This window comes from Flavobacterium chryseum, from assembly GCF_004362015.1.
Lineage (GTDB): Bacteria > Bacteroidota > Bacteroidia > Flavobacteriales > Flavobacteriaceae > Flavobacterium.
On the sequence record NZ_SNWW01000002.1, the window covers coordinates 156,776 to 182,765 of the forward strand.

General features: G+C 33.0%; 26 protein-coding genes. 14 read left to right on the forward strand and 12 right to left on the reverse strand.

The genetic code is table 11. The features are described 5' to 3' along the window. Nucleotides 1–57 precede the first annotated feature (57 nt). Both EV143_RS04375 and EV143_RS04380 read left to right on the forward strand, forming a co-directional pair. Entirely contained in the window at nucleotides 58–885 is an 828-nt protein-coding gene (locus EV143_RS04375; RefSeq protein WP_133506757.1) for a helix-turn-helix domain-containing protein, read from the forward strand. A gap of 81 nt (nucleotides 886–966) precedes the next feature. After that, entirely contained in the window at nucleotides 967–1,320 is a 354-nt protein-coding gene (locus EV143_RS04380; protein WP_133506758.1) for a DUF4260 domain-containing protein, read from the forward strand. A 14-nt stretch (nucleotides 1,321–1,334) separates the two neighbouring features. On the opposite strand, the gene EV143_RS04385 is transcribed toward EV143_RS04380, so the two are convergent. Next, entirely contained in the window at nucleotides 1,335–2,330 is a 996-nt protein-coding gene (locus tag EV143_RS04385) for an NADP-dependent oxidoreductase (RefSeq protein ID WP_133506759.1), read from the reverse strand. Nucleotides 2,331–2,422: 92 nt separating this feature from the next. Here EV143_RS04385 and EV143_RS04390 point away from each other — a divergent pair, with 92 nt between their 5' ends. The 4 genes from EV143_RS04390 (at nucleotide 2,423) to EV143_RS04405 (ending at nucleotide 5,189) form a co-directional block, all read left to right on the forward strand. After that, complete coding sequence (locus EV143_RS04390; RefSeq protein WP_133506760.1) at nucleotides 2,423–2,803, forward strand: winged helix-turn-helix transcriptional regulator; 381 nt, start codon at nucleotides 2,423–2,425, stop codon at nucleotides 2,801–2,803. A gap of 52 nt (nucleotides 2,804–2,855) precedes the next feature. Further along, nucleotides 2,856–3,707: a helix-turn-helix domain-containing protein gene (locus tag EV143_RS04395; protein WP_133506761.1), complete on the forward strand. Its 852-nt coding sequence runs from the start codon at nucleotides 2,856–2,858 to the stop codon at nucleotides 3,705–3,707. A gap of 76 nt (nucleotides 3,708–3,783) precedes the next feature. Continuing rightward, nucleotides 3,784–4,347: a DUF417 family protein gene (locus EV143_RS04400; RefSeq protein ID WP_133506762.1), complete on the forward strand. Its 564-nt coding sequence runs from the start codon at nucleotides 3,784–3,786 to the stop codon at nucleotides 4,345–4,347. A gap of 383 nt (nucleotides 4,348–4,730) precedes the next feature. Continuing rightward, nucleotides 4,731–5,189, forward strand: a complete 459-nt coding sequence (locus tag EV143_RS04405; protein ID WP_133506763.1) for a DUF1810 domain-containing protein — start codon at nucleotides 4,731–4,733, stop codon at nucleotides 5,187–5,189. A gap of 154 nt (nucleotides 5,190–5,343) precedes the next feature. Here the strand turns inward: EV143_RS04405 and EV143_RS04410 are convergent, their stop codons facing one another. Further along, a complete protein-coding gene (locus tag EV143_RS04410; protein WP_133506764.1) occupies nucleotides 5,344–5,814 on the reverse strand; it encodes a hypothetical protein in 471 nt (156 codons plus the stop codon). 2 nt (nucleotides 5,815–5,816) lie between these two features. Further along, a complete protein-coding gene (locus EV143_RS04415; RefSeq protein ID WP_243739789.1) occupies nucleotides 5,817–6,737 on the reverse strand; it encodes a heme-binding domain-containing protein in 921 nt (306 codons plus the stop codon). A gap of 341 nt (nucleotides 6,738–7,078) precedes the next feature. On the opposite strand from EV143_RS04415, the gene EV143_RS04420 reads away from it, so the two are divergent. Then, entirely contained in the window at nucleotides 7,079–8,197 is a 1,119-nt protein-coding gene (locus tag EV143_RS04420; RefSeq protein WP_133506766.1) for a LytTR family transcriptional regulator, read from the forward strand. A gap of 56 nt (nucleotides 8,198–8,253) precedes the next feature. Here the strand turns inward: EV143_RS04420 and EV143_RS04425 are convergent, their stop codons facing one another. Next, complete coding sequence (locus EV143_RS04425; RefSeq protein WP_133506767.1) at nucleotides 8,254–10,662, reverse strand: TonB-dependent receptor; 2,409 nt, start codon at nucleotides 10,660–10,662, stop codon at nucleotides 8,254–8,256. A gap of 248 nt (nucleotides 10,663–10,910) precedes the next feature. Between EV143_RS04425 and EV143_RS04430 the strand changes: the two genes are divergently transcribed. From EV143_RS04430 to EV143_RS04440, 3 genes are all read left to right on the forward strand, one after another. Next, entirely contained in the window at nucleotides 10,911–11,987 is a 1,077-nt protein-coding gene (locus tag EV143_RS04430; RefSeq protein ID WP_243739790.1) for a PepSY-associated TM helix domain-containing protein, read from the forward strand. Between the two features lie 90 nt (nucleotides 11,988–12,077). Further along, nucleotides 12,078–13,097, forward strand: coding sequence for an SDR family NAD(P)-dependent oxidoreductase (locus EV143_RS04435; RefSeq protein ID WP_133506769.1), 1,020 nt, complete (start codon nucleotides 12,078–12,080; stop codon nucleotides 13,095–13,097). Between the two features lie 97 nt (nucleotides 13,098–13,194). Continuing rightward, entirely contained in the window at nucleotides 13,195–14,007 is an 813-nt protein-coding gene (locus tag EV143_RS04440; protein WP_133506770.1) for a helix-turn-helix domain-containing protein, read from the forward strand. A gap of 4 nt (nucleotides 14,008–14,011) precedes the next feature. On the opposite strand, the gene EV143_RS04445 is transcribed toward EV143_RS04440, so the two are convergent. From EV143_RS04445 to holA, 4 genes are all read right to left on the reverse strand, one after another. Beyond that, on the reverse strand, nucleotides 14,012–14,779 hold the full coding sequence (locus EV143_RS04445; RefSeq protein ID WP_133506771.1) for a methyltransferase domain-containing protein: 768 nt from the start codon (nucleotides 14,777–14,779) through the stop codon (nucleotides 14,012–14,014). Nucleotides 14,780–14,901: 122 nt separating this feature from the next. Further along, on the reverse strand, nucleotides 14,902–16,593 hold the full coding sequence (gene ettA / locus EV143_RS04450; protein ID WP_133506772.1) for an energy-dependent translational throttle protein EttA: 1,692 nt from the start codon (nucleotides 16,591–16,593) through the stop codon (nucleotides 14,902–14,904). Nucleotides 16,594–16,659: 66 nt separating this feature from the next. Continuing rightward, nucleotides 16,660–16,836, reverse strand: coding sequence for a CAL67264 family membrane protein (locus tag EV143_RS04455; protein ID WP_243739807.1), 177 nt, complete (start codon nucleotides 16,834–16,836; stop codon nucleotides 16,660–16,662). A 73-nt stretch (nucleotides 16,837–16,909) separates the two neighbouring features. Next, nucleotides 16,910–17,914: a DNA polymerase III subunit delta gene (gene holA, locus EV143_RS04460; protein ID WP_133506774.1), complete on the reverse strand. Its 1,005-nt coding sequence runs from the start codon at nucleotides 17,912–17,914 to the stop codon at nucleotides 16,910–16,912. Between the two features lie 71 nt (nucleotides 17,915–17,985). Here holA and EV143_RS04465 point away from each other — a divergent pair, with 71 nt between their 5' ends. From EV143_RS04465 to EV143_RS04475, 3 genes are read left to right on the forward strand one after another with little or no spacing between them, the layout of a single operon-like run. Next, nucleotides 17,986–18,435: a type I restriction enzyme HsdR N-terminal domain-containing protein gene (locus tag EV143_RS04465; protein ID WP_133506775.1), complete on the forward strand. Its 450-nt coding sequence runs from the start codon at nucleotides 17,986–17,988 to the stop codon at nucleotides 18,433–18,435. A gap of 21 nt (nucleotides 18,436–18,456) precedes the next feature. Further along, nucleotides 18,457–19,476, forward strand: a complete 1,020-nt coding sequence (locus tag EV143_RS04470) for a glycosyltransferase family 2 protein (RefSeq protein ID WP_133506776.1) — start codon at nucleotides 18,457–18,459, stop codon at nucleotides 19,474–19,476. 34 nt (nucleotides 19,477–19,510) lie between these two features. Then, nucleotides 19,511–20,344, forward strand: a complete 834-nt coding sequence (locus EV143_RS04475; protein WP_133506777.1) for an OmpA/MotB family protein — start codon at nucleotides 19,511–19,513, stop codon at nucleotides 20,342–20,344. A gap of 191 nt (nucleotides 20,345–20,535) precedes the next feature. Here the strand turns inward: EV143_RS04475 and EV143_RS04480 are convergent, their stop codons facing one another. From EV143_RS04480 to EV143_RS04500, 4 genes are all read right to left on the reverse strand, one after another. After that, nucleotides 20,536–21,156 (reverse strand): L-threonylcarbamoyladenylate synthase, encoded by a 621-nt coding sequence (locus EV143_RS04480; RefSeq protein ID WP_133506778.1) that lies wholly within the window; start codon nucleotides 21,154–21,156, stop codon nucleotides 20,536–20,538. Between the two features lie 83 nt (nucleotides 21,157–21,239). Next, nucleotides 21,240–23,576: an ATP-dependent helicase gene (locus tag EV143_RS04485; protein ID WP_133506779.1), complete on the reverse strand. Its 2,337-nt coding sequence runs from the start codon at nucleotides 23,574–23,576 to the stop codon at nucleotides 21,240–21,242. A gap of 595 nt (nucleotides 23,577–24,171) precedes the next feature. After that, a complete protein-coding gene (locus EV143_RS04495) occupies nucleotides 24,172–24,471 on the reverse strand; it encodes a hypothetical protein (RefSeq protein ID WP_133506781.1) in 300 nt (99 codons plus the stop codon). 103 nt (nucleotides 24,472–24,574) lie between these two features. Further along, the gene (locus EV143_RS04500; protein ID WP_133506782.1) at nucleotides 24,575–25,342 is read right to left on the reverse strand and encodes a sulfite exporter TauE/SafE family protein; all 768 of its coding nucleotides are present in this window, start codon (nucleotides 25,340–25,342) and stop codon (nucleotides 24,575–24,577) included. Between the two features lie 125 nt (nucleotides 25,343–25,467). Here EV143_RS04500 and EV143_RS04505 point away from each other — a divergent pair, with 125 nt between their 5' ends. Beyond that, nucleotides 25,468–25,989, forward strand: coding sequence for a DUF7935 family protein (locus EV143_RS04505; protein WP_133506783.1), 522 nt, complete (start codon nucleotides 25,468–25,470; stop codon nucleotides 25,987–25,989). The last annotated feature ends 1 nt before the right edge of the window (nucleotide 25,990 follow it).

Below are 25,990 nucleotides of genomic sequence, written 5' to 3' on the forward strand. Positions count from 1 at the left end.
ACTTATTTATTTGTAGATTTATAACCGAAAACAAATTTACAGGTAATATTTTATAGAATGAAAACAGAAGAAAATAATCCCGGATACAATACCTTTAGAATAGCCGTTCCCGAAGTTTTTGAACAGGTTTTTTCTCATTTTTATTTTGCCGAAAATAAGTCGAATGAAACTATTACCAAAACATTATTACCTTCTTTTCAAACAATAATGATTTTCAATTTTGGCGCAAAACCTTCTTTTCATACCAAACAAAATACGCAAATAGAAATCGATAAATACCTAATGCTTGGGCCAATAAAGCAAGCATTTGAGTACTCCCTGCCTCCCAATGCAGAAATATTGACGGTCAATTTTAAAGATGATGCTTTTTATCGGTTTTTCGGCAATGTTTGTATGGCAGAACATGTACCAATGAATCCTGATGATTTATTAAATGAAGATTGTTTTCCTCTTTTGTGGCATGAGCTCAGCAAAATAAATGATGTTGATCTAAGAGTAAAGCACATTCTGAATTTTTGTGAGCCGTATTTAAAGCATCGGAATAAAATCGCCGAACAATTAGCCAATTTTAAGGAGCCAACTTTAAATTCGATAAAATCTGTTGCAAGCCAAAACAGCCAGACGGAGCGCAATATGCAACTCAATCATAAAAAACATTTTGGTTATTCTGCCAAAGAAGTCAGCAGATATGAACGATTTTTGAAAACGATTGATCTGTTACAAAAACTGGCTACAACAAATTCAAAAATAGATTGGTTTGATGTTGTAGCCGAATGCGGTTATTATGATCAAAGTCAGCTGATACATGATTTTAAACATTACATCAATCTTACTCCCACTAAATACCTCAAATTTCAGCAGGACATTTGCAATCCTGTAACGTGATTTCGTTTTGATACAATTCTAGCAGCAAACACCAACATACATTTGTTTTGAAATAATTTATTAAACTAAAAAACAAATTGTATGGAAATTCTAATTCAAATCGAAGAACTAATTATGTTTCTGGGCTGTATCTATTTATTCTCACGTTTTAATCTAAAATGGTGGTGGTTTCCCGTTTTGCTTTTGCTTCCAGATTTTGGTATGATTGGTTATCTTATAAATCCGGCGGTTGGATCAGTTTCGTATAACATCGTTCATTTTAAAGGAACTGCAGTTATCATCGGACTTATTGGTCTAGCCAAAGAAAACCGCACTCTTATGCTGGTTGGCATTATATTACTTGCACATGCCTGCATGGACAGAGCCATTGGAGCCGGATTAAAATTTCCTGACAGTTTCTGGCATACGAATTTAGGCACAGAGAAATTTTGGTAAACAAGAAGTAATAACTAAGCTATCTGCATTATTAATTTCTTTCCTTCGGTTTTATTCTCACGAAGTTTAGTATGCGCTTTTAGAACTGTAGCAGTTTCAAGTTTTCCCATAATTTCTATGGTTGGAGGTGTAATTAACTTTTGTTGCAATAAGATTGCTAATTCCTGTAAACCTTGTTTATAATAGGCGTAGTTTTTTTCAATTCCGTATGCATAATTAGAGATATTCAAAATTGTTGCGCCTTTGCTAAATAATGCTTCACGAGAATCTGATGTAGAAAAACTTGTTACATCAACATAAATTCCGTTCGTTTGCAAAAGACTGGTTGCAACAATTGCGATTTCATTTCCAACCAAATCAATTATTAAAGGAAACGTTTTATAATTGTTTAAAGCCAAAGCTGTTTCGTATACATCCTGTTTTTTGTAATTAATGATCTTTTCAGGTTTTATTCCGAGGGATAATAATGATGCAATACTATTTTCATTTCCGGCTGTAACAATCAGATTTTTATATCCTTTGGCGAGTAATAACTTAACGAGCATATTTCCTACTCCACCCGCAGCGCCGCTAATAAAAATAGAATCTGTAACTTTTGCCTGCATACGATTAATACTTTGTAAAGCTGTAAGTCCCGCCGATGGAAGTGCTGCGGCTTCTTCAAAAGAAATAGTATCAGGCTTGAGCATTGCAATTGCTTCGGGAATACAAATATATTCTGCGTAAGTTCCGTTAGATCCCATACTTCCGGAGCCTGAGAAAACTTCGTCGCCTATTTTAAACTGCGTTACATTTTCTCCCAAAGCGGTTACAATTCCGGAGAATTCACGGCCTAGAATTGGAGAATGCAACAGCTTTTTTTCAGAAGCATCATGATCTGTCATTTGATAATCTACAGGATTAAAACCTGAAGCCATAATTTTTACCTGAATCTGAGAATCCTTTGGTTGCGGAATAGCTAAATCTTCCAATAGAAATTCACCGCTATTTTGTAATACAATTGCTCTCATATTTATGTCATTATTATACAAATGTATAACGGCAATACTTTATTTTTGCTATAGGTTAACACATGGTAACCGGTTACCTAAGAGAAACTAGTATGGCAAAAATTAATGATAACGGAGTATTTCGCGAAGCCAATTGTTCTGAAGAACTTATGGCAATGCGCGATAGTCTTGATGTTTTGGGAGGCAAATGGAAACTGATGATTTTGCGTTTCTTAACCAACAGAACCAATCAGGTAATTCATTTTAAGAAAATGCAGCGCGAAATCGATGGTATTTCGGCCAAGATGTTAAGCAAAGAATTGAAGGAACTGGAAATCAATTTACTTGTTAGCCGAACCATTCAGGAAACAAAACCTGTTACGGTTGTTTACGCGATTACAGAATACGGAAAATCGGTTTTGCCTGTAACAGAAACTCTTGTAAACTGGGGATTAAGTCACCGGGAAAAAATAATTGATTCGATTACTAAATAGAAAATTAATTACACCATAATTGAATCTAATAGTCTTAAAATAAATTCTAAATATGAATAAGGTATTCTCTGAAAATGGAACATTATTGTTGGGAATTGAAACATCTGAAAATAATGCTTTCGATAAACCACTTCAGTTTAGCGAGTATACCGTTTTGTTTATTAGTGAAGGCGAAGGAATTTATCATGCAGATTTCGCCTCGTTTCCGTTTACTGCCCCTGTCCTACTGTTTTCGACACCACAACAATCCATTCATATAAAAGCAACTAAACCATTAACTTTTAAAACATTACAATTTCACGGTGATTTTTATTGCATTGAATATCACAGAAATGAAGTGGCCTGCAACGGTTTGCTTTTTAATAATATTTATCTTGAGCCATCGATACAATTAATACCTGCAGAACATCAGTCATATGCTGAGTTAATCGAGCAGATTATAACTGAATTGAAGCAAAATCCACCTTCGGAAATTGTTTTACGGGCTTATCTTCAACTTTTTCTGGCGAAGTCCAGCAGTATAAAAACGAAAAGCATTAAAAAGCAGGAGATTCTTAAAGATGAAAAAATGGATCACTTTAGGGAATTACTCGAAGAAAATTTTCTGACACTCCATAAACCAAGTGATTATGCGTCTTTGCTTGCCATGACTCCAAATAATTTTACCAAACAATGCAGCAGACGTTTCAATAAAACGCCTTCTCAAATGATTCAGGAAAGATTAATTCTTGAAGCAAAGAAACATCTGCATCTCACGCGGTTAAGCATTAAAGAAATTGCCTTTGCTTTACAATTTCAGGATGAATTTTACTTTAGCAGATTCTTTAAAAAAATGACCAAAGTTTCTCCTCAAACTTTCAGGAAAACAACCGGAATATCTATCGTGGCAGATTTGTCTATGTAATATCCCCATTCATCCATTTTCTGAGCGTATTTCTCAACCTAGCTTTGTAGTAACAAATAACTTAAAAAACAAAGCAATGAAAAATACTATTGTAAACACAATCGCAAATCTTGATTTAGTAGGCAAAAACGCCATTCGAGCCGGAATTGTAATCGTTTTCCTTTGGATTGGCGGATTAAAATTCTTTACGTATGAAGCAGACGGAATTGTTCCTTTTGTAGCAAACAGTCCGTTTATGTCATTCTTTTACGACAATCCAACAGAATATAAAAAATACGCCAATAAAGAAGGTGAACTAATTGCCAAAAACCATCAATGGAACATTCAAAACAATACGTATGGTTTTGCAAATGGCTTAGGAATTTTATTGATTGGTATTGCATTTTTGGTAGCCATTCATCGTTGGGCACCTTTCGCCAGTATGATTGGCAGTATTTTGGTTTTTATACTTACAATAGGTACACTTTCTTTTTTAATTACAACGCCCGAAAGCTGGGTGCCTCATTTAACAGATCATCAATATGGATTTCCGTACTTATCCGGTCGAGGCCGTTTGGTTCTCAAAGATGTTATAATTCTGGGTGCTTCAATAATCACAATGAGCGAATCCGCTGCTCTCTATCTTAAAAGAAAAAATTAAAACATACATTAAAAGTTTAAAAATGAAAATTATTCCGCTGATTCATTAAAAGAATGTACGTTTTTAGCAGCACAGAATTTCTTATAAATAGAATTTTATGCAATTAAGGCTTCGAAATAAAGCAGAAATTGATTAATTCTCATTAAAGAAGAACATTATTAATAATTAAATAAAATTTGAGTCATTCAACACCTTAAATCTCTCTGTTATAGGCACATTACAAGCTATATTTAAATTATATAACAATGGAATAAAATTATATAAATCGAAAATTGGGTTCATACGGTAGTTTTGGATAGAAATAAATGGAGAAAAATTCATTGATTTAAACCAAAACATTAGAGTACCAAAACCACTTTAACCTTTTTATAAATAATTTACAGATGGCTTACGCAAATAATGATTTAACCCGCTTTTTGGATGCCCAAAACAAACTTTATCTTACTGCAGTTTCAGAAATTAAAAAAGGAAAAAAAGAAAGTCACTGGATGTGGTTTATCTTCCCTCAAATTAAAGGATTAGGAACAAGTAGTCTTGCTGATTATTACGGAATTGCTGATCTTGATGAAGCAACTGAATTTCTTCAGCATCCTATTTTAAGAAAACATCTTATCGAAATTTGCGAACTATTGTTAACTAAAAAAAGAAAATCACCTGAGGCTATTCTTGGAGATTTGGATGCTCGTAAATTACGTTCGTCTATGAGTCTTTTTAGTCAGGTTGAAAATGCTAATCCTATATTTCAGGAATTATTAGATACGTTTTTTGCCGGTAATTTAGATCCGCTTACAGTGTCTATTGCGAATTCAAGAAAACAAATACCGGTTGCGGCTGTGGCTTAAACATTACTCACACAAATATATATCTTAAGATAATCTTATATTAATTCAATAAAAAACTCCAAAGTCAGATGATTTTGGAGTTTTTTGTTGAATTAATTTTGTTTCCTTTTTTTAAGATGCCTGAATGCATAGAACTTTTTTGAATGTGAAAGCATTACGGTAAAATTGCCATTTTCTGTTGAAGTATTATTTTAATCCGATGTTGGTTTCCAATCGTATCTTTTTGAATATGAATTGGATTTCCTTCAAATTTTTGATACTGTAGAGTTGCTTTTTCAGCTGGAAACTCAATAATTTCGAGAGAAACTAATTTTCCGGGAATAATTGCTCCAAACCAGTTTGGATCTGATTTTTGATTCCAGGTTATCCAGACCATTTTCTCGCCTTTTTCTATCTGAGTACCATTTGATTTTATACGTTGAATTGTTTTTTGATTTCCATATAACAATGCTGTCGTATGTTTTTTGTTATTGATAGAAGAATTGAGCACTTGCAAACCTGAAACTTTATCTAACAAAATGTCTGGAAGTGATGCTTCATTATTTATACTTTCTTTTGAATGATCTGAACAGGAAAAAAGAAAAAACAAAGAAAAAATTACGGTGAAATTGAATATTGTTTTCATATTTATTGTCGTATTGGAAGCGTGAATACATAATCGTTATTTTTCATGGGCTGATGGCAATTCATACAATCAATTACAAAATCAGCATTTTTGCCAAACGGAACCAATTCTGTTGTTTTAAATCGGGCAAAACCCCAGCCATTTGTTTTCTTATATTTCTTATGGTCTTTAATCATGAATTCAACTTGCTTAAAAGCACCATGAGAAATGTTTCCATCAGCATCTTCGATTTCATCATACGCCGCTTTAGCCAAAATAGAACCGTCTGGCCAGAAATCAATGTTTTTTTCTTTGATTGCTTTTATTGCAATATTATTTCCATAAATAATTCTCATAGTTCCATTATAAAGACGCTGCGTTGTACTTACTACAGCCCAGTTTTTATAATCGGCTATATATTCAATTCCGTTAGAAGTTATTGGATGTTTAGCGGCAGTTTCCTGCTTTATTACCAATGCTGATTGTTTGTGCAGCTCTTTAATTTTTGCAGTATCCTGAGGAATATTATTTATTCTAAGGCTCCAGATATAATCTTTTAATACTTTGATATCTTTTTGAGATAATTTTGCTTTTGGATGTGCCAAAGTATAACTACCCAAAGGCATTGCTCCCAAATAAACCTGATTGACTGATTCCCAAAGTTTTGCTTTTTGATCTGCCGGAGATAATGCATCCCAATTAGAAAAATTAAGTCCGCTCCTACCGTCTTTAATATGCTGTGCAACTAACCAGGATACCGGTGCTACTTTGTCATACCAACTTAAATTAGTTTGATTAGAATGACAATCGTAACAAGAGTTTTTTAAAATTGTCTGAACTTCATGAGGTACTTTTAAATCGCTTGTAACCGGAGGATTTGTAATTTCAGGACTCAAAAATTGCAATCCTGCAAAAAGTACAAACATGATTGCTAACGGTATCATGATTCGCTTTCTTTTAAATATTTTTAGCTTATTCATATTAATGGTTTTTGATTAATTTCTGTTTGTTTTTAAAATTGTAATTCTGCTATTTCAAATTTTATACTGCAAATGAAAGGCTCTTTCGTGCTACAAAACAAAGAAAAATACACGAAGGGGAAAAAATGAACTTAAAAGGGAATAAATCGGATCGAACGAAATTCAGCTTTTCATTAAAGGAAATATTCCTGAAAATTATTGCCATTCGTTATTCTCCTTTGCTATAAAAAATAACTGCTGGTTATGATTAACATGTTCAAAGCTTATAAATATTGAGTAAATTTGATCATTCAATAAACATCTTTATGAGGAAAGACAAACTTTATCTTTTTACCTTTTTATCATTGCTCGTTGTCGTTTATATCTGCGGATATTTTAGTATGAATTATTTAGTTGGTTTGAGTACGGAACAGTTTTTAAAAATCCAGATTGAATCGAGTAAAAGAGAAGCCAAAGAAATGGCAAACCTAATTTCTCTTCAGGCACAGCAAATTAATGATAAACAGGTAATCATTAATAATGTTCAGAAAAGCATTGAAAAAACGGATATGCAAACGGGCTTTATTTGCATGTTCGATCAAACCGGAAAAGAAGTTTGTCATCCTAATCCGGAAAAAATTGGTGCAATGACAGGACCGGACGAGTCTTATATTTCTAAAACTCATAATGATGTAAACTCTGAAGATTTCTATACTTATCTTAAAAATAAAACAGAAGGCGGCGGCGTTCGCAATTTTAATAATCCGAAAAAAGCATCTGAAATTATTTACCTTTATCCGGTTAAAAACACAGAATGGATTATTGCCTCGCATGCCAACTTAAAAAGCATTAATGAACAAGTCCAGAATTTGAAATTCTACTTTATTATAGTATATATTGCGACCGGAGCTTTAATTGTTTTGATGTCTTTTTTTATGATACGTCTTTTTGGAAGCCGTTATGAAAGAAAACTCGAAGAAAAAAATGAAACGCTGTTTAATGAGGTTTTGAGTTTGTCTAAACTTAATTATGACCTTACCAATTATAAATCGAAAATTGATTCTGCCGAAAAATTAAAAAGCCAAAATGTTTCCATTCCTCCGCCTGCTAAAAAAAGGATTTTAACGCATTTGAAAAGTGAACTTGTTGCTTTAGAAATTCATCAGATTGCTTACATCTATATGGAGAACAGCATAACCTATGTTAAGGATTTAAACGGAAAAATATCTACAAGTAACAGTAGTTTAGATGAAATTTGTAATGAGCTGGATAATATGGCTTTTTTTAGGGCCAACAGACAATTTATTTTGTCGATAAAATCGATTGATAAAATACTCAAATACGGCAATAATCAGCTGAAGATTGAAGTAAATCCAAAATCTGAAATTGATGTTATTATAAGTAAAAACAAAGCTGCCGAATTTAAAGCATGGCTGAATAAATAGAAAAAAGGGAATATTTCTTGATGAAATATTCCCTTTTTTATTAGTTGTAAAATTGTTTAAAATTTAAAAGTAATATTTGCTGTAACACGCATTGGGTTTTGAGCAGCAAGTCTGTACGACCAGTATTTTTCGTTCGTTAAATTGTCAACTTTAAGACCAAGTCTATATTTTGGCTGATCGTAAAAAAGAGAGGCATCTAAAACGGTATACGACGGAATAGAAAATTTAAAAGCAGTTGTATTCGTTTGATAATATTCGCTGCCATAAATTCCTCCAAAACCAATTCCTAAACCTTGCGCAGAACCTTTTACAATTCTGTAACTTGCCCATAAATTGGCTGTTCTTGGCGATCCCGCAGTTGTTGGTCGTAAGCCCTGAACGCTGGCATTACTTTTTTCGTATTTACTGTCATTATAAGTATATCCTGCAATGATATTAAGTCCCGAAATTGGGTTTGCAATTAACTCTGCCTCAAAACCTTTACTGACCTGAGTACCATCCTGAATTGAATAGCCTGCGTGGTCAGGATCAGGATCATCACGTGTAATATCAGTTACTTGTATGTCATAATAACTAAGTGTCGCCGATATTTTATCTAAATCAAATTTAAAACCTCCTTCAGCCTGATTGGCCTGATTAGGCTTGAATGTATTTCCATTAAAATCAGAACCTGAAACATTGCTAAAACCGTTCATGTAATTACCAAATATGGAAATTTTATCTTTCATAATTTGATAGACCACTCCAAATTTTGGAGAAAATGCAGTTTGGTTGTAATTTCCAGCAATCGAATCTTTACTAGGATAATACACTCCCTTATTTTCATATTTGTCAACACGAATACCCGCCATAGCTATTAATCTGTCAGTTATGTTTAAAACATCAGAAACATAAGCACTATACGTTTCTTCATCACCCGATACATAATTGGTAAAAGTGGCATTGGCAAACATTGGAGCTACTTTTTCAAGCGTAAAATTATTGTATGCATCACCCGGTTTTTTATAATCCATTGCCGGCATATTTACCGTTGCATCATTTCGGGTAGAACGAAGACTATAAAAATCAACACCAGCTACTACCCTGTTTTTAAGCGGGCCAATGTTAAACTTACCATTAAAATTCTGCTGAATATCAGTTCCGTAAAACGGAGATTCCTGATACGTTACCTGCTGTCTCAAAGTAGTTGGTGACCTCATAGTCAAAGCCACTGTATATCCGTCAGAAGAAGATCTTGTTCTGGATAAAACAGTTTGCGAAGTCCAATTCTCTGACATTTTATATTTTAATTGTGCAAAAACATTATACTGCTGACTTGTATAAGCAATTGTATTATTGGCAAAAGATAATTTATACGGAATTTCTAGCGCTTCAACACTGCTTTCTGTTCCTGTTACAGCAAAGGGCGCAAGTCTTGTTGGCGAAGTTGCTTTGTACATACTAAATTCTATATCAATTAAAAGGCTTAATCGATCGTTGATTTCGTATGAAAAACTAGGCGCAATCGAGAAATTTTTATTAAATCCGGCATCCTGAAAACTTCTTTCGCTATGCAATGCCGTGTTTATTCTAAACAAAGCCGTTTTGTCTTCGTTTATTGGCGTATTTACATCAAAAGTTAAACGGTTAAGATCCCAGCTTGCTCCTGAATAGGAAACTTCTCCTTTAAAAGTATCGAAAGGTTTTTTAGTAACACGATTGAATAATCCGCCAAAAGAAGATAAAGTACTACCGAAAAGTGTAGCAGATGGTCCTTTGATAACTTCAATTCGATCTAGATTTGAAGGATCAACAGTTGTATACGTAAAACTTCCTACTCCGTTTCTCACTACTTGCGGAGTTGGAAAACCTCTTGATATTGAAGTTGTTCGCCCTTGATTTCTTACTTCGGCAATACCGGCACCAGGAACGTTTTTAAAAGCACTATTATAATCCGTTATTACTTGTTCTTTCATTAATTCTTTGCTTACAATAATGTAAACCTGTGAATTTTCAATATTTTTTAATGGCATTTTAGCAACATCAATACTCTCTTTCTTTGCAAAACGATTTCCTCCGGAACGAATAACGACATCTTCAAGATTTTGAGAAGAGGAATTTAGTTTAATATCAGCTGTTGCTGATGGTGTTTCTTCTGTAATTGTTACACTTTCGACAGTTGGCTCATAACCAACCATAAAAACTTCAACAGTGTAATTTCCAAACGGAAGTTTTTTAAATTCATAACGCCCTTCAGAATTTGTAATAGCGCTTTTGTTCGCTACACTTAATTTTACTACCACTCCCTGCCCTGCAGTTCCGTCATTAGTAATAACTACACCGCTTATTTGTCCTGTTTGTGCCTGAGCGAAGCTACTCACAGCGAACATACACAGTAGCAAATAAGTCAAATTATATTTTTTAATTATTGCTTTTCTATCTGAAAATCCTAAATAAGAGGAAATTAATAGTATTGTTGTTTTCATGTTATTGTTATTTAAACTAATTCTAAATTAAAGCGCAAATGAACAATATTTTTTTAATCTATCAAATGAAAAATTTAAATATTTTTTAGTTATTTATGATGTAAATTACCTTACAAACCTTGTAAATAAAGGAAGTCATACAAAATTTATTATTTGGACTGTTTCTAAAATACAACTATATTTGCCCGTAGCTTTAAAGAATTATAATCGATATTAACGCAATGAATTTGAAACTGAATCGGAAAAAATTGAAAAATGCAGCTCGTCAAATTCATTTATGGCTAGGTTTATCGACAGGAATTATCGTTTTTATTATAAGTATAACAGGTTGTATTTATGTTTTTGAAGAAGAAATCAGAGACGCGACAAATGAGCAGGAATTATCTACACCAATTCAGCAAAAACCTTTTGTCGGACTTGAAAAAATTATCACTAATTTCAATGCAGAAGTTCCCAAACAAAAAATTAATTCGATACGCATCAATGAACAAGTACCAAATGCTTCGGTTGAGTTATCTACAAAAAAGAAAATTTATTATTTTAATCCATACGACGGTACATTAATCAATCAGGAAAAACAGGATTGGTTGGTTACCGTGCGAAAACTTCATACAAGTTTGCTTCTTGGTGAAACGGGAAGTTTCATTCAACGTTGGTCAGTTGTTATATTTGTATTGATGCTTATTACGGGAATTATTATATGGTTTCCAAAGCAGATGAAATCGCTAAAACAAGCATTAACTATTAAATGGAGCGGAACTGCAAAAAGAATTAACTACGATTTGCACAATGTTTTAGGATTTTATGCTTCTTTTATATTGATTATCATTGCACTTACGGGCTTATTTTTCGCTTTTAAGGAAGTTAAAAATACGGCAGCATTTCTAACCGGTTCTGAACTTACAGACGGCAAAAAAGCTGACGAAAAACCTACCGAATTAAAAGAATTTTTGGCGGTTCGCTACGACAGAATTTACAAAATGGCAATGCAGCAATATCCCGGCGCCACCACTTCTACTCTGTCTATAAAAAAAGATGGAGATCTCAGATTGAGATTGTTATATCCGTACAATTGGTCAAGAAAACAAAATACTTTTTTCTATAGCCCGTCAACAGGACAATTGCTTCGTTATAAATTGTACAAAGATTTTAATAGTGCCGATGTTATCGAAGCGACAAATTATGATCTTCATACGGGTCGACTTTTTGGTTATTTCGGAAAAATTATTGCTTTTCTTGCAAGCTTAATTGCAGCAAGTTTGCCTGTTACAGGGTTTATGATTTGGCTTCGAAAAGGAAAGAAAAAATCTAAAGCACGTAGATGACGTTTTAAACAAAACAAATTGACGTTTTAAACAAAACTGAAAAAATAATGCCACCATAACTTTGCTCCCATAACAAATAACATTTGAAAAATGGAAACAAATAATTATCAGGGAGCACTACAAAAGCCTTTACATTCAGGATTCAACGCAAAATCAACATCAGACGAAATCATTAAAGGAATTGACCTTACAGGAAAAATTGCCATTGTAACAGGCGGTCATACTGGAATTGGTCTGGAAACTACCAAACAACTATCTAACGCCGGAGCAACTGTAATTGTTGCCGCAAGAGATTTGGCTAAAGCCGAAAAAAATCTGAACGGAATTGCTAATGTCGAATTAGAATCTTTAGATTTCATGGATCCGGATTCCATCGATGCTTTTACCTCAAATTTTTTAGCATCTGGCAGGCCTTTGCATTTACTGATCAACAATGCCGGAATAATGTGGGTGCCTTTGCGAAGAGATCATCGTGGTTACGAATCGCAATTGGTTACTAATTATTTAGGGCAATTTCAATTGACTGCTAAATTATTTCCCGCACTTAAAAAAGCCAATGGAGCCAGAGTATTAAATGTATCCTCTTATGGACATCAAATGGCGCCTTTTAATTTTGATGATCCTAATTTTCTTCACAGAGAATATGATACTTTGCAAGGTTATGGACAATCAAAAACAGCCTGTAATTTATTTGCACTTGAGTTAGACAATCGCGCAAAAGAATTCAACGTTAGAGCCTATTCCTTACATCCGGGAAGTGTTCTTGGAACTGATTTGGGAAGAGAAGAACCAATAGAATTGTTCAAACAAATAGGAACTCATGATCAGGATGGTAACTTGAAACCAGAAGTCGCAGCCTTATTAAAAACAATTCCACAAGTAGCGGCAACTACCATTTGGTGTGCAACAAGTTCAATGTTAGACAATATTGGAGGCGTTTATTGTGAAAATGCAGATATCGCCGAATTAGATCTTGGAAATATTGAACACCTATATGATGATCCTTCAACCATTCGTGGTGTACAACCTTATTCACTAGATTTTGATAATGCCAAAAGATTGTGGGATTTAAGCGAAAGAATGACTGGAATTACATTTACTATTTCTTAATCCGCTTTAAGTAAAAATAAAATATACCACCAGAGAATGCTATCTTTGATTGTTTGAAAAGAGCAAATTTGGTGGTTAAAACTTATAATTTTCCAAAATGGAACATGTATCAAAATATTTAACGAAAGATATTAAACTCTCTTGTTACGAGGATAAATTCTTTAAGTCTGATTTAGTTTTTGACGATCATATGCTAATTTGGTTTATTTCCGGTGAAACAAAGATTATTCAGGCTAATGCTAGTTTTACCTTCAAGTCAGGCGATATTTTTCTTATTCCACGAAATTTACTCGCCACAATTATCAATTATCCAAAAAATGGTCAGCCTCATAAAACAGTCGTTATGCACCTTTCGACTAAACGACTCAAACAATTTTACCAAAATATAGTTTTAGATTCTAAAAAAACTTCTGAACAAAAAATTATTAGTTATAATAATCATCCTTTATTAGAAAGTTGTCTGGCATCTCTGATTCCATATTTTGATATTGAAGGTGATTTTCCGGAAAACATCGCAACATTAAAAATTACTGAAGCAATAAGTATTTTAAGAGAAATTGATAAAAGCATTGATAACATCTTAGCCAACTTTGATGAACCGGGCAAAATTGATTTGATTGATTTTATGCAACGTAATTTTATGTTTAATATGCCAATGGAAAAATTAGGCTATTTGACAGGACGTAGTTTATCTACTTTTAATAGAGATTTCAAAAAGTACTTTAATACAACTCCCCAAAAATGGCTAACCAAAAAAAGACTTGAACTGGCGCATTATCAATTAGCAAAAAATAAGAAAAAACCAACCGAGATTTATTACGAAGTTGGTTTTGAAAATTTATCCCATTTCTCTTATGCCTTTAAAAAGCAATTTGGTTATTCTCCAACATATCTAACTAATGCACAGTAGTAAATTATTTTTTTCTTCCATAAAGTAAAATCCTTTTAAAAGAATAAATCGCCGGAAGCTTCGGAAAATTTTCTGCAATTCTTTCTTTATACGTCTTAATAAAAAGTTCTTGCTGTTCTCCTTCCAAACGTTCGATATACGGAATTAGAGCTGAACCTAAAATAAAATTATAAAGTGTTTCGTGATCATTCGCAATGATTGGATATACCTTTTGTGAAACTTGAATATCTTCTAGACCACCATCAAAAAGTATTTCTGCATAATTATCAATACTCAAAACGGGTGAATCTCTTTTGTAATCTTTCAAATAAGATTTAAAAGGTTCTTCATCAACCAAATCCGAAAGTATTTTATTGAGTTTATTTTCTGGCTGAACAGGCATTTGTACCGCAAATTGTCCTTTTGAATTAAGCAGATCAATCAATTGCGGAAATAATTTTTCATGATTATTTGACCATTGCAAAGCAGCATTACTAAAAATTAAATCCCATTTTTCTCCTGAAGCAATTGTTTCTTCAGTTGTTGCTTTGCGGAAATGTAAATTATCCGTTTCCAAAGACTTTGATTTTTCAAGCATTTCATTTGAAGAATCCACGCCCAAAAAATTTGCTTCTTTAAATTTATGTGCTAAAATTGCCGTTTGTTCGCCAGTACCACAACCCAAATCAATTGCTTTCATGTTTGACATCGGTTTGATAAAATCGATCAAATCATAAAAAGGCTGATAACGAATATTCTTGAATTTATTATAGATTTCTGGATTCCAAGGCATTTGCAAATTATTTAATTGTAATTACACTAAGATACAAAATTCTTGTGAGGTTTATAAAAACTAAAAAAGCCTCAAATTTCAATTTTGAATTTGAGGCTTTTTAAATTTTTAGAGATTAATTATTATCTAATTAATTTTCTGTATTTCAATCGTTTTGGAGTTAAATCACCACCTAAACGTTTCTTTTTGTTTTCTTCGTATTCAGAGAAACCTCCTTCGAAATAATACACTTCAGAATCTCCTTCAAACGCTAAAATGTGCGTACAAATTCTGTCTAAGAACCATCTGTCGTGAGAAATAATTACAGCACAACCAGCGAAATTCTCTAAACCTTCTTCAAGTGCACGAAGCGTATTTACGTCCAAATCATTCGTTGGCTCATCCAGTAAAAGTACATTTCCTTCTTCTTTCAATGTCATGGCTAAGTGCAAACGGTTACGTTCACCACCAGACAACATTGATACTTTTTTATTTTGCTCGCCTCCACCAAAATTGAAACGTGACAAATAAGCTCTTGAATTTACTTGTTTTCCGCCCATCATAATTAATTCCTGACCATCAGAAAAATTCTCCCAAATCGATTTATTCGGGTCAATATTAGAGTGTGACTGATCTACATAAGCAATTTTCACCGTTTCACCAACCGAAAATTCTCCGCTATCGGTTTTTTGCTCACCCATAATCATTTTGAAAATTGTAGATTTACCAGCACCGTTTGGTCCAATAATTCCAACAATTCCCGCTTGTGGCAAAGTGAAATTTAAATTATCATATAGTAATTTTTCTCCAAAAGCTTTGGCAACATTTTTCGCTTCGATAACATTCGTACCTAAACGCGGACCATTTGGAATATAGATTTCCAGGTTTTCATCCAATTGTTTTTGGTCTTCATTTAATAATTTATCGTAATTCTGCAAACGCGCTTTTTGTTTTGTCTGACGTCCTTTCGCACCTTGACGAACCCAGTCTAACTCACGCTCTAACGTTTTTCTGCGTTTTGAAGCTACTTTTTCTTCTTGTGCCATTCTGGTCGATTTTTGGTCTAACCAGGAAGAATAATTTCCTTTCCACGGAATACCTTCTCCTCTATCCAACTCTAAAATCCAACCTGCTACATTATCAAGGAAATATCTATCGTGCGTTACCGCAATAACAGTTCCTGCATATTGTGCTAAATGCTGCTCTAACCAAAGTACAGATTCAGCATCAAGGTGGTTGGTAGGCTCATCAAGTAACAATACATCAGGCTGTTGTAATAACAAACGACATAAAGCTACACGGCGGCGCTCTCCTCCTGAAAGGTTTTTAATTGGCGTATCACCCTCCGGCGTACGCAATGCATCCATTGCAATTTCTAGTTTAGTATCGATTTCCCAAGCGCCAAGAGCATCAATTTTATCTTGTAAAGCAGCCTGACGATCCATCAACTTATCCATTTTATCCTGATCTTCATAATTTTCAGGAAGACCAAATAAATCATTAATTTGATTGTACTCTTCTAAAACTGCCATAGTTTCAGCAGCTCCTTCACGAACAATTTCGATAACGGTTTTAGAATCATCAAGAATTGGCTCTTGCTCTAAATAACCAACAGTATAACCCGGTTGAAAAACAACATCTCCCTGATAGTTTTTATCAACTCCTGCAATAATTTTTAAAAGAGAAGATTTTCCTGAACCATTAAGTCCAAGAATACCAATTTTAGCACCGTAAAAGAAGCTCAGGTAAATATTTTTAAGTACCGGCTTGTCTGCTCCCTGATAGGTTTTACTCAATTTCTGCATTGAGAAAATTACTTTCTTATCGTCTGACATTATGTTTATTGTTTATTTATTATTATTTTTTATTGATATTATTATTGCAATTGATATTGAAACAGATTAAACCCTTCCTTTCAAAGCATTAAAAACCCAGGCATTTGCTAAAAACCCAACTCCTGTTGCTGCAAATCCCCATCCTGATACTTCACTATATCTAAAAGCGCCAAGACCTATAAGTAACAATCCCATAAGTACCATTATAAAAGTAGCCCATCCTAAAATGGTATTTTTATTCATTCCCATAATTGTGTCATTATTATTTTTAAGTAGTAAAAATTTTCGAAAGGCAAATATCGTGAATTTTCATGGCTTAATTAAATATTTTGTAAAGCATTTCTTTTAACAAATCTGATTGTGGCAACGCATTTGCTCCCACTCCTTTACTTTTAACATCTACATCTCGCAAAGCTCCGACAATCTGACTCACTTTTCGCATGGGATAATTTTTGACTGCCAAATCATATTCCTTTAAAAAATAAGGATTTACACCAATCGCTGCAGCAACGTTTTTCGGATTTTTATCCTTCAATCCGTGGTATTTTAAAAGCTGAACAAAAAATCCGAAAACTAGTCCGGTTGTCATAACCAAAGGATATTCTTTAGGATTGTGAGCAAAATTTTCTGCAATTTTATAAGCTTTAAGCTGATCGCGTTCTCCAATAGCTTTTCTAAGTTCGAAAACATTGTAGTCTTTACTGAAACCAATATTTTCCTCAATATGTTGTGGTGTAATCATGGTTCCCTGCGGTAAAATAATCTGAAGTTTTTCAAGTTCATTATTAATTTTACTCAAATCTGTACCTAAAAATTCTACCAACATTGCATTTGCTTTGGGATCAATTGTATATTTTTTTCCAGCCAATACACGTTTGATCCAGTCACCAACCTGGTTTTCATAAAGCTTTTTACTTTCGTAAACGATTCCTTTTTGTGCTAATAATTTAGTAACTTTTTTACGTTTATCGAGTGTTTTGTATTTATAACAAAAGACTAAAACTGTCGTATCCATCGGATTATTTACATAGGATTCTAATTTATCAATATTTCTTGATAAATCCTGCGCTTCTTTTACAATAACAACCTGTCGATCAGCCATCATTGGATATCTTTTTGCTGTTGAAACAATATCTTCGACAGACACATCTCTTCCGTATAAAACAGTCTGGTTAAATCCTTTCTCTTCTTCAGAAAGTATATTCTGCTCAATATATTCAGATAATTTATCAATATAATAAGGCTCCTCGCCCATTAAAAAATAAATTGGTTTTATATTTCCCGCTTTTATATCATTAACAATTTTTACAACTTCGTCCATTTAAAATTTTGTTTCAAGTTTAAAGTTTCAAGTTGGCCCGAAACCTAAAAACTATTTTATATTTTTGCTTTATGCTTAAACTAAATTTTCCTTCCTATACTTTCCGATTCAAAAATAGCGAAAATAAAGTGTCTATTTTTGATGAAATCAGGAAAAAATTTATCATTCTTACTCCGGAAGAATGGGTTCGTCAGCATGTTGTTCATTACTTAATGAACGAAAAAAAATATCCCAAATCACTCATAAACGTCGAGAAAGTTTTAACAGTCAACGGATTACGAAAACGTTACGATGTGGTGGTTTTTAATTCAGATGGTTCTATACATATATTAGTAGAATGTAAAGCGCCCGAAGTGAAAATTTCACAGGCAACTTTTGATCAGATTGCACGTTATAATATGACAATGAAGGCACGGTTTTTGAAAGTCACAAACGGTCTGAGTCATTATTATTGTCAGATGGATTTTGAAAACGAAAAATATGAGTTTTTAAAGTCATTACCGGAATACAAAGAAATTTAATAAATTATAAAAAGAATACTTTTGGATAAAATATCAGTTGTCATTTTAAATTGGAACGGAATAAAATTATTAGAACAATTTTTACCATCAGTAATTCAATTTTCTGAACAAGCCACAATATATGTAGCAGATAATGCTTCAACGGATGACTCTATAAATTTTGTCAAACAAAATTTCCCTACAATCAAAATTATCAAAAACGATGGTAATTATGGTTTTGCAAAAGGTTATAATCTTGCTCTAAAAGATGTTAATGCTGAAATTTATGCCTTAGTAAATTCAGATATTGAAGTAACCGAAAATTGGCTAAAACCCATTCTCGAAACATTTGAAACTGAAAAACATACTGCCATTATTCAGCCTAAAATTCTGGATTTTAAAAACAAAGAATATTTTGAATACGCTGGTGCTGCCGGCGGATTTATCGATAAATATGGTTACCCATATTGTCGTGGCCGTATTTTTGAAACGGTTGAAAAAGACAATGGACAATATGACGATTCCTGCGAATTATCCTGGGCATCAGGAGCTTGTTTTTTTATCAGAAAAGAAGTTTACGATGAATTAGGAGGTTTTGATGAAACTTTTTTTGCACATCAGGAAGAGATTGATTTATGCTGGAGAGCTCTAAATGAAGGATATATTATTAAGTACAATTCAAAATCAGTTGTTTATCATGTTGGAGGTGCAACTTTAAACCAATCAAACCCTCAAAAAACCTACTTGAATTTTAGAAATTCATTACTAATGCTGGTCAAAAACGTACCAAAAAAAGGTTTGTTTACTATAATTTTTTCAAGAATGGTCTTAGATGGAATTGCAGGTATCCGTTTTCTTACCCAAGGAAAATTTGGTCATACTTTTGCCGTTTTAAAGGCGCATTTCTCCTTTTATTGCATATCTTTAATTTATTTAAAGAAGCGTAAAGATTTTCAAATTAAGCAATACTATACCGTAAAAAGTATCGTTTACTTGTATTACGTAAAGAAAATTCGGGTTTTTAAGGAAATCTTTAACACTATTCAAAATATTAAAAACTAAATTTGTAATCAACGTTTAATTAAATATAATACCTATGAGAAAAATAGTTTTAGCACTATCAGTATTAATGGCCTTAACTTCTTGCGTTTCGAAAAAAGAATATGCAGCATTAGAAGCTAAGAACAAAGAAATTCAAGATTTATTAAACTCTTGTACAGTGAAATTAAATTCTTGTTTAGAAGAAAAAGCAGGATTAGCAGCTACAGCTGAAAGTTATAAAGCACACAATCAAGACCTTATAAATAGTTCTAAAGACTTAACAGTTTTAACTACTAAAGGTGCTGAAAATCTTGAGAAATCATTAGAAAGCTTAAAAGAAAAAGATTTAAAAATATCAAGACTTCAGGATGCTTTAACTAAAAAAGACAGTGTAACGCTAGCTTTAGTTACAAGTTTAAAAGGAGCAGTTGGAATCAACGATCCGGATATCGAAATCAATGTTGAAAAAGGAGTTGTATTTATTTCTATCGCTGATAAACTATTATTTAAAAGTGGTAGTTATGACGTAACGGATGCAGCAAAAGGTGTTTTAGCTAAAGTTGCAAAAGTTGTAAACGACAAACCTGATTTTGAATGTATGGTTGAAGGTCACACAGATAACGTTCCTTACAAAAGCAACGGAGTTTTGTTAGACAACTGGGATTTGAGTGTTAAACGTTCTACTTCTATCGTTCGTGTATTAACAAATGATCTTGGAGTTAACCCTGCAAAATTAATTGCTGCTGGTAGAAGTTCATATATACCTTTAGTTGCAAATGATACTCCTGACAACAAAGCACGTAACAGAAGAACTCGTATCGTTGTTATGCCAAAAATCGATCAATTCTATGATATGATTGAAAAAGAAATGAAAAAACAAGCAAAATAAATCTTAGTTTTTCATAATGCTATAAAACAGAAAAAGCAGGTCAATTGACCTGCTTTTATGTATTCTTAACTTTTTTAATAACCAATTAAATATAAATCAAGAATAGCATTATTTTTAAATTAACTAACTAAATTTTAACTATAATAAAGTTAATTAAATATTTTAAATAATTATACTATTTCAGTATTTTTTTACAAAATACCAATATCTCCCTTTCCTTCCCTTACAATTACTGGCTCATGCTCAGATAAATCTATTACAGTCGAGCCAATATTTTCACCATATCCACCATCTATAACCATATCAACAAGGTTTTGCCACTTCTCAAAAATCAATTCCGGATCAGTTGTATACTCAATAACGTCATCTTCGTCACGAATAGAAGTTGAAACAATAGGATTTCCTAACTGACGAACAATTTCTAAAGCAATATTATTATCCGGCACACGAATCCCGACAGTGGTTTTCTTTTTAAACTCTTTTGGCAAATTATTATTACCAGGTAAAATAAAGGTATAAGGCCCAGGCAAAGCTCTTTTCAAAATTTTAAAAGTTGCCGTATCAATCTGACGCACATAATCTGACAAGTTGCTCAAATCATGACAAATGAAAGAGAAATTAGCTTTCTCTAATTTTACACCTTTAATTTTTGCAATTTTTTCTAAAGCGCGAGAATTGGTAATATCACAACCCAATCCGTAAACGGTATCTGTTGGATAAATTACCAAACCTCCATTTTTTAGCAACTTCACTACTTTAGCAATAGCCGCTTCATTTGGTTTATCAGGATATATTTTTATGAACTCAGCCATTTTTATTTTTAGTTTAAAGTTTTATTTTGTTTCAGGTTGCAAATTTTATATAACTTGAAAACCTGAAACTTGAAACCAATATTTTAACCAATAACATCAAGTTTTGCAAATCGAAGCAAAAGCTTTTTAATTCCACCAACCTCAAATTTTATTTCAGCTTTTTTATCAGCCCCAACACCTTCAAGATTTACAACTTCGCCTTTTCCAAAACGCTCGTGCATTACAATATTTCCGACAGTTAATTTACTGTCAAATAGATTCGGAGCACTGTTATTTGGGTTATTTCCCGAAACTGGTTTTAACTTTCTAATATTTAAATCCGGTTTAGGTTCATTATCCGTTATATATTTTGGCGGAGTTCCTCCAACGGGTTTTGCTAATCGTAATTTCGATTTATCAATATCTCCAAAAATATCACTGTCAATCATTGGTTTATAACGATAATTACTTTCAGCAGGTGTTAAATATTCTAAATACTGCCCGTCGATTTCTTCAATAAAACGAGACGGGTCGCTATCGGTGAGTTTTCCCCAACGATAACGCGATTGTGCATATGTTAAATAAGCCTGATGTTCAGCTCGGGTCAAAGCTACGTAGAATAAACGGCGTTCTTCTTCCAATTCGCTTCTCGTACTCATACTCATAGCACTCGGAAACAAATCTTCTTCCATACCCACCACAAAAACATGCGGAAATTCAAGTCCTTTTGCTAAGTGAATCGTCATCAGCGCCACACGATCTTCATCAGAAGTATCTTTATCCAAATCCGTTGCCAGTGCTACATCTTCCATAAATTCAGATAAAGCGCCTCTTGCTCCGTCAATTTCTTTTTGACCTTCAGTAAAATCTTTTATACCATTTAAAAGCTCTTCGATATTCTGAATTTTCGCCATTCCTTCAGGAGTAGCATCTTTTTTCAATTCCTGAACCAAACCTGTTTTTTTGGCTACATAATCCGTAATATAAAAAGCATCCTGATTTTGATCAATAACCTGAAAACTCTGAATCATCGTCACAAAATCGTTCAGTTTTTGTTTCGTTCCGGAATTTAGTTTCAAATCGATTTTATCAATATTAACCATTACTTCCCAAATCGAACGTTTATAATGATTGGCAGCAATCGTAAGTTTTTCTACCGTTGTATCTCCAATTCCACGAGCCGGATAATTGATAACACGAATTAAAGCTTCTTCATCCTTTGGATTGATTATCAAACGTAAATAACACAAAACATCTTTGATTTCTTTACGTTGATAAAAAGATAATCCACCATAAATTCTGTACGGAATATCACGTTTTCTCAACGCATCCTCCATAGCACGCGATTGTGCATTCGTACGATACAATATAGCAAAAGCACCATTATGCAATTGATTTTGCATTTTTTGTTCAAAAATCGTACTCGCAACAAAACGTCCTTCCTCGGCATCCGTTAAACTGCGGTGAATTTTTATTTTCGGACCAAAATCATTTGCTGTCCAAACAATTTTATCCAGTTTCGTTTTATTGTGGTCAATAATCGTATTTGCAGCTTCAACAATATTTCGCGTTGAACGGTAATTTTGTTCTAATCTAAAAGTTTTTACACCTTCATAATCCTTCTGAAAATTCAAAATATTATTGATATTCGCTCCACGGAAAGCATAAATACTCTGCGCGTCATCACCAACGACACAAATATTCTGAAATTTATCTGATAAAGCCCTAACAATCAAATATTGAGAGTGATTTGTATCCTGGTACTCATCGACCAGAATATAACGGAAACGATTTTGGTATTTCGCCAAAACTTCCGGAAATCGTGTAAGTAATTCATTGGTTTTCAATAATAAATCATCAAAATCCATCGCTCCCGCTTTAAAACAGCGTTCTACATATTGCTGATAAATATCGCCCAAACGAGGTTTTTTAGCCATCGCATCAGCCTCTTGCAATTCGGGATTATTAAAATAGGCTTTTACGGTAATTAAACTGTTTTTATAACTTGAAATTCGCCCTAAAACCTGTTTCGGTTTATAAATATCACGATCCAATTGCATTTCCTTTATAATCGAAGAAATTAATCGTTGTGAATCTTGCGAATCATAAATGGTAAAATTAGACGGATATCCTAAATGCTCTGATTCTGAACGCAAAATACGAGCAAAAACCGAGTGAAAAGTTCCCATCCAAAGGTTTTTTGCCTCTGTTGCTCCCACAATATCAGAAATCCTGTGCTTCATTTCACGAGCCGCTTTATTCGTAAACGTAAGCGATAAAATGCTAAAAGCATCAACGCCCTGACTCATCAAATAAGCAATTCTAATCGTTAAAACACGAGTTTTTCCAGATCCCGCACCAGCAATAATAATCATTGGCCCATCTTTTTGTAAAACGGGTTCTCTTTGTGCTTCGTTGAGCTGGTCTATATATTTGCGCATGAAATTCTTCTCCTTTTATGCAAAAATAAGAATTAATCATCTAATTAGCTACTAAGTTTCTGAGGTTCTGAGCCGCTAAATTTTTATTTTTTTTGAAGTTCGTGAGATGCTAAGATTCTAAGTCACTGAGCTAAGATTGTAGTTAAAATTAGAAGCACGGCAATAGGCATTTTATTAAGCATGGTTCCCGCTTTCGGCTTTATCTCTCCGTTTCACTGCGAGGATACCGCCTCTATCGGGGCTAGAAACAAACAATAGGTTTGTTTATTTTTTTTGAAAGAAAAATCTTTAAATTTAAATTAATTATATATTTGCAGCATTTTGAATAAATATGAAAATTATACTTACTGAAAATGCAGAAAAAACGTATTTTGAAATCACAAATAATTACTCTGAAAGTAAAGCAACGATGTTTTCTATTAATACGATTTCAATTTTATTAATAATTGAACAGAATAACTACATTGGTTCAAGATATAAAAAAACTCACTACAGAAAATTTTTGATATCAAATCAAGTTTATCTCTTTTACAAAATAGAGGAAGATGTAATTTATATAGTTTTATTTTGGGATAATAAAATGAATCCCTTGAATTTAGACATTATACTTAGCTCGTAGTTTTTCTTTAAAATCTGAAAAATCGATAATTCTTCCTGCCTTTATATCATATTCACTTTTTTGAAACTCCTGCATCAATATTTCTTCAGGAAATAATAAAGCTGTAATCAGTTTTACTTCTTGATGAGTGAAATTTTTCAATTTCAGCTTTCTATAATATGTTGCATGCTTTAAACCGAGTTTTTGCATAAAAAACTCAGCTTTATAATATGACTTCCCTATTAATTCAGGCAAATCATTAATGTAGTTCTCGTAATTTACAACTATTTCTATCATTTTATGATACTTTTTATTTCAAAATATTGTACAAAGATAGTTTAAATTTTGATAATAAGATTTTTAGTTATAAAAAAACTTAGAACCTTAGCAGCACAGCACCTTACTTAAAAAATACATCGTATGCAAAGCGAATCAAAGTTCCTATAACGACAACTAAAAAGAAGATTCTAATAAAACCATTTCCTTTGTTAATGGCTAGTTTCGCACCCAACCATCCGCCAAGGCCATTGCTTGCTGCCATCGGAAGTGCGATTGACCAAATTATTTTTCCTTTTATCATAAACAAACAAATCGAACCAAAATTGGTTGCCAGATTTACCATTTTCGCATTGGCTGAAGCATGTAAAAAATCAAAACCCAAAAGTGCAATGAAAGCAACAACAAAAAAACTACCTGTTCCCGGGCCAATAAATCCGTCGTAGAAACCAACAATTATACTAATAACAACTGCATATATTATTTGAGTTGCAGGAGAATGATCTTTAGCAACGTGTTGTCCGAAATTTTTCTTCGCATAAGTATAAATAAATAATAAAGACAAAACCACAAGCAAAAGCGGTTTCATAAAATTATTGCTCACCATCGTCAAAATCGTAGAACCTAAGAATGCCGAAGGAACAGCTAAACACATCATTATCAAAAGCAATCGCCATTGAATAACCACTTTTTTAAGATATTGAAAAGCCGCAAATGCAGTTCCGGTAAAGGCAGGTAATTTTAAAGTTCCAATAACGGTTGAAACTGGTAAATTCGGTAATAAAATTAATCCCATTGGCGTTTGAATCAATCCGCCGCCGCCAACAATTGCATCAATAAATCCTGCAGCAAAAGCTGCCAAACAGAGTAAAATTATAATATATGATTCCATTTATGATGAGTTTCAGTTGGTTTTGATAATTGCTGACAAAAGTAGGTTTACATTTTATTTATTACAATAAAATTTAAAGTGGATTTCTCATCAAAAAGTATATTTTTGTTGAAAAATTGAACCAAATGGATTTTACAAGAATTATAGAATTAGCCAGTTATACTTTACCAGCCATCGTTACCGGATTTGTGGCGCACAGTTTTTTTGAATTGCACATTAAAAACAATGACAAAAAGCGTAATTTTTTATTAAACAGAGAATATCAAAAACAATCTTTACCAATACGTTTGCAAGCATACGAACGTATGACATTGTTTTTGGAACGTATTAATTTGACTAAAGTGTTAATTAGAATTACTCCAATTTCTAACGACAAACACGATTACGAGAATTTTGTAATTGATCAAATCGAACAGGAATTTGAACATAATCTAACGCAACAAATCTATATGTCTGACGAATGTTGGACCATTATTACAACCGCTAAAAACTCAACGATACAAATGATTCGTAAAGCTGCCATGAGCGATCGTGTTGACAGTGCTGATAAATTACGCGAAGTTATTCTAAACGATTTATTGGAAAAACAATCACCAAGTAATGCTGCTTTGGGATATATTAAAAATGAAGTTTCAGAACTTTGGTAGA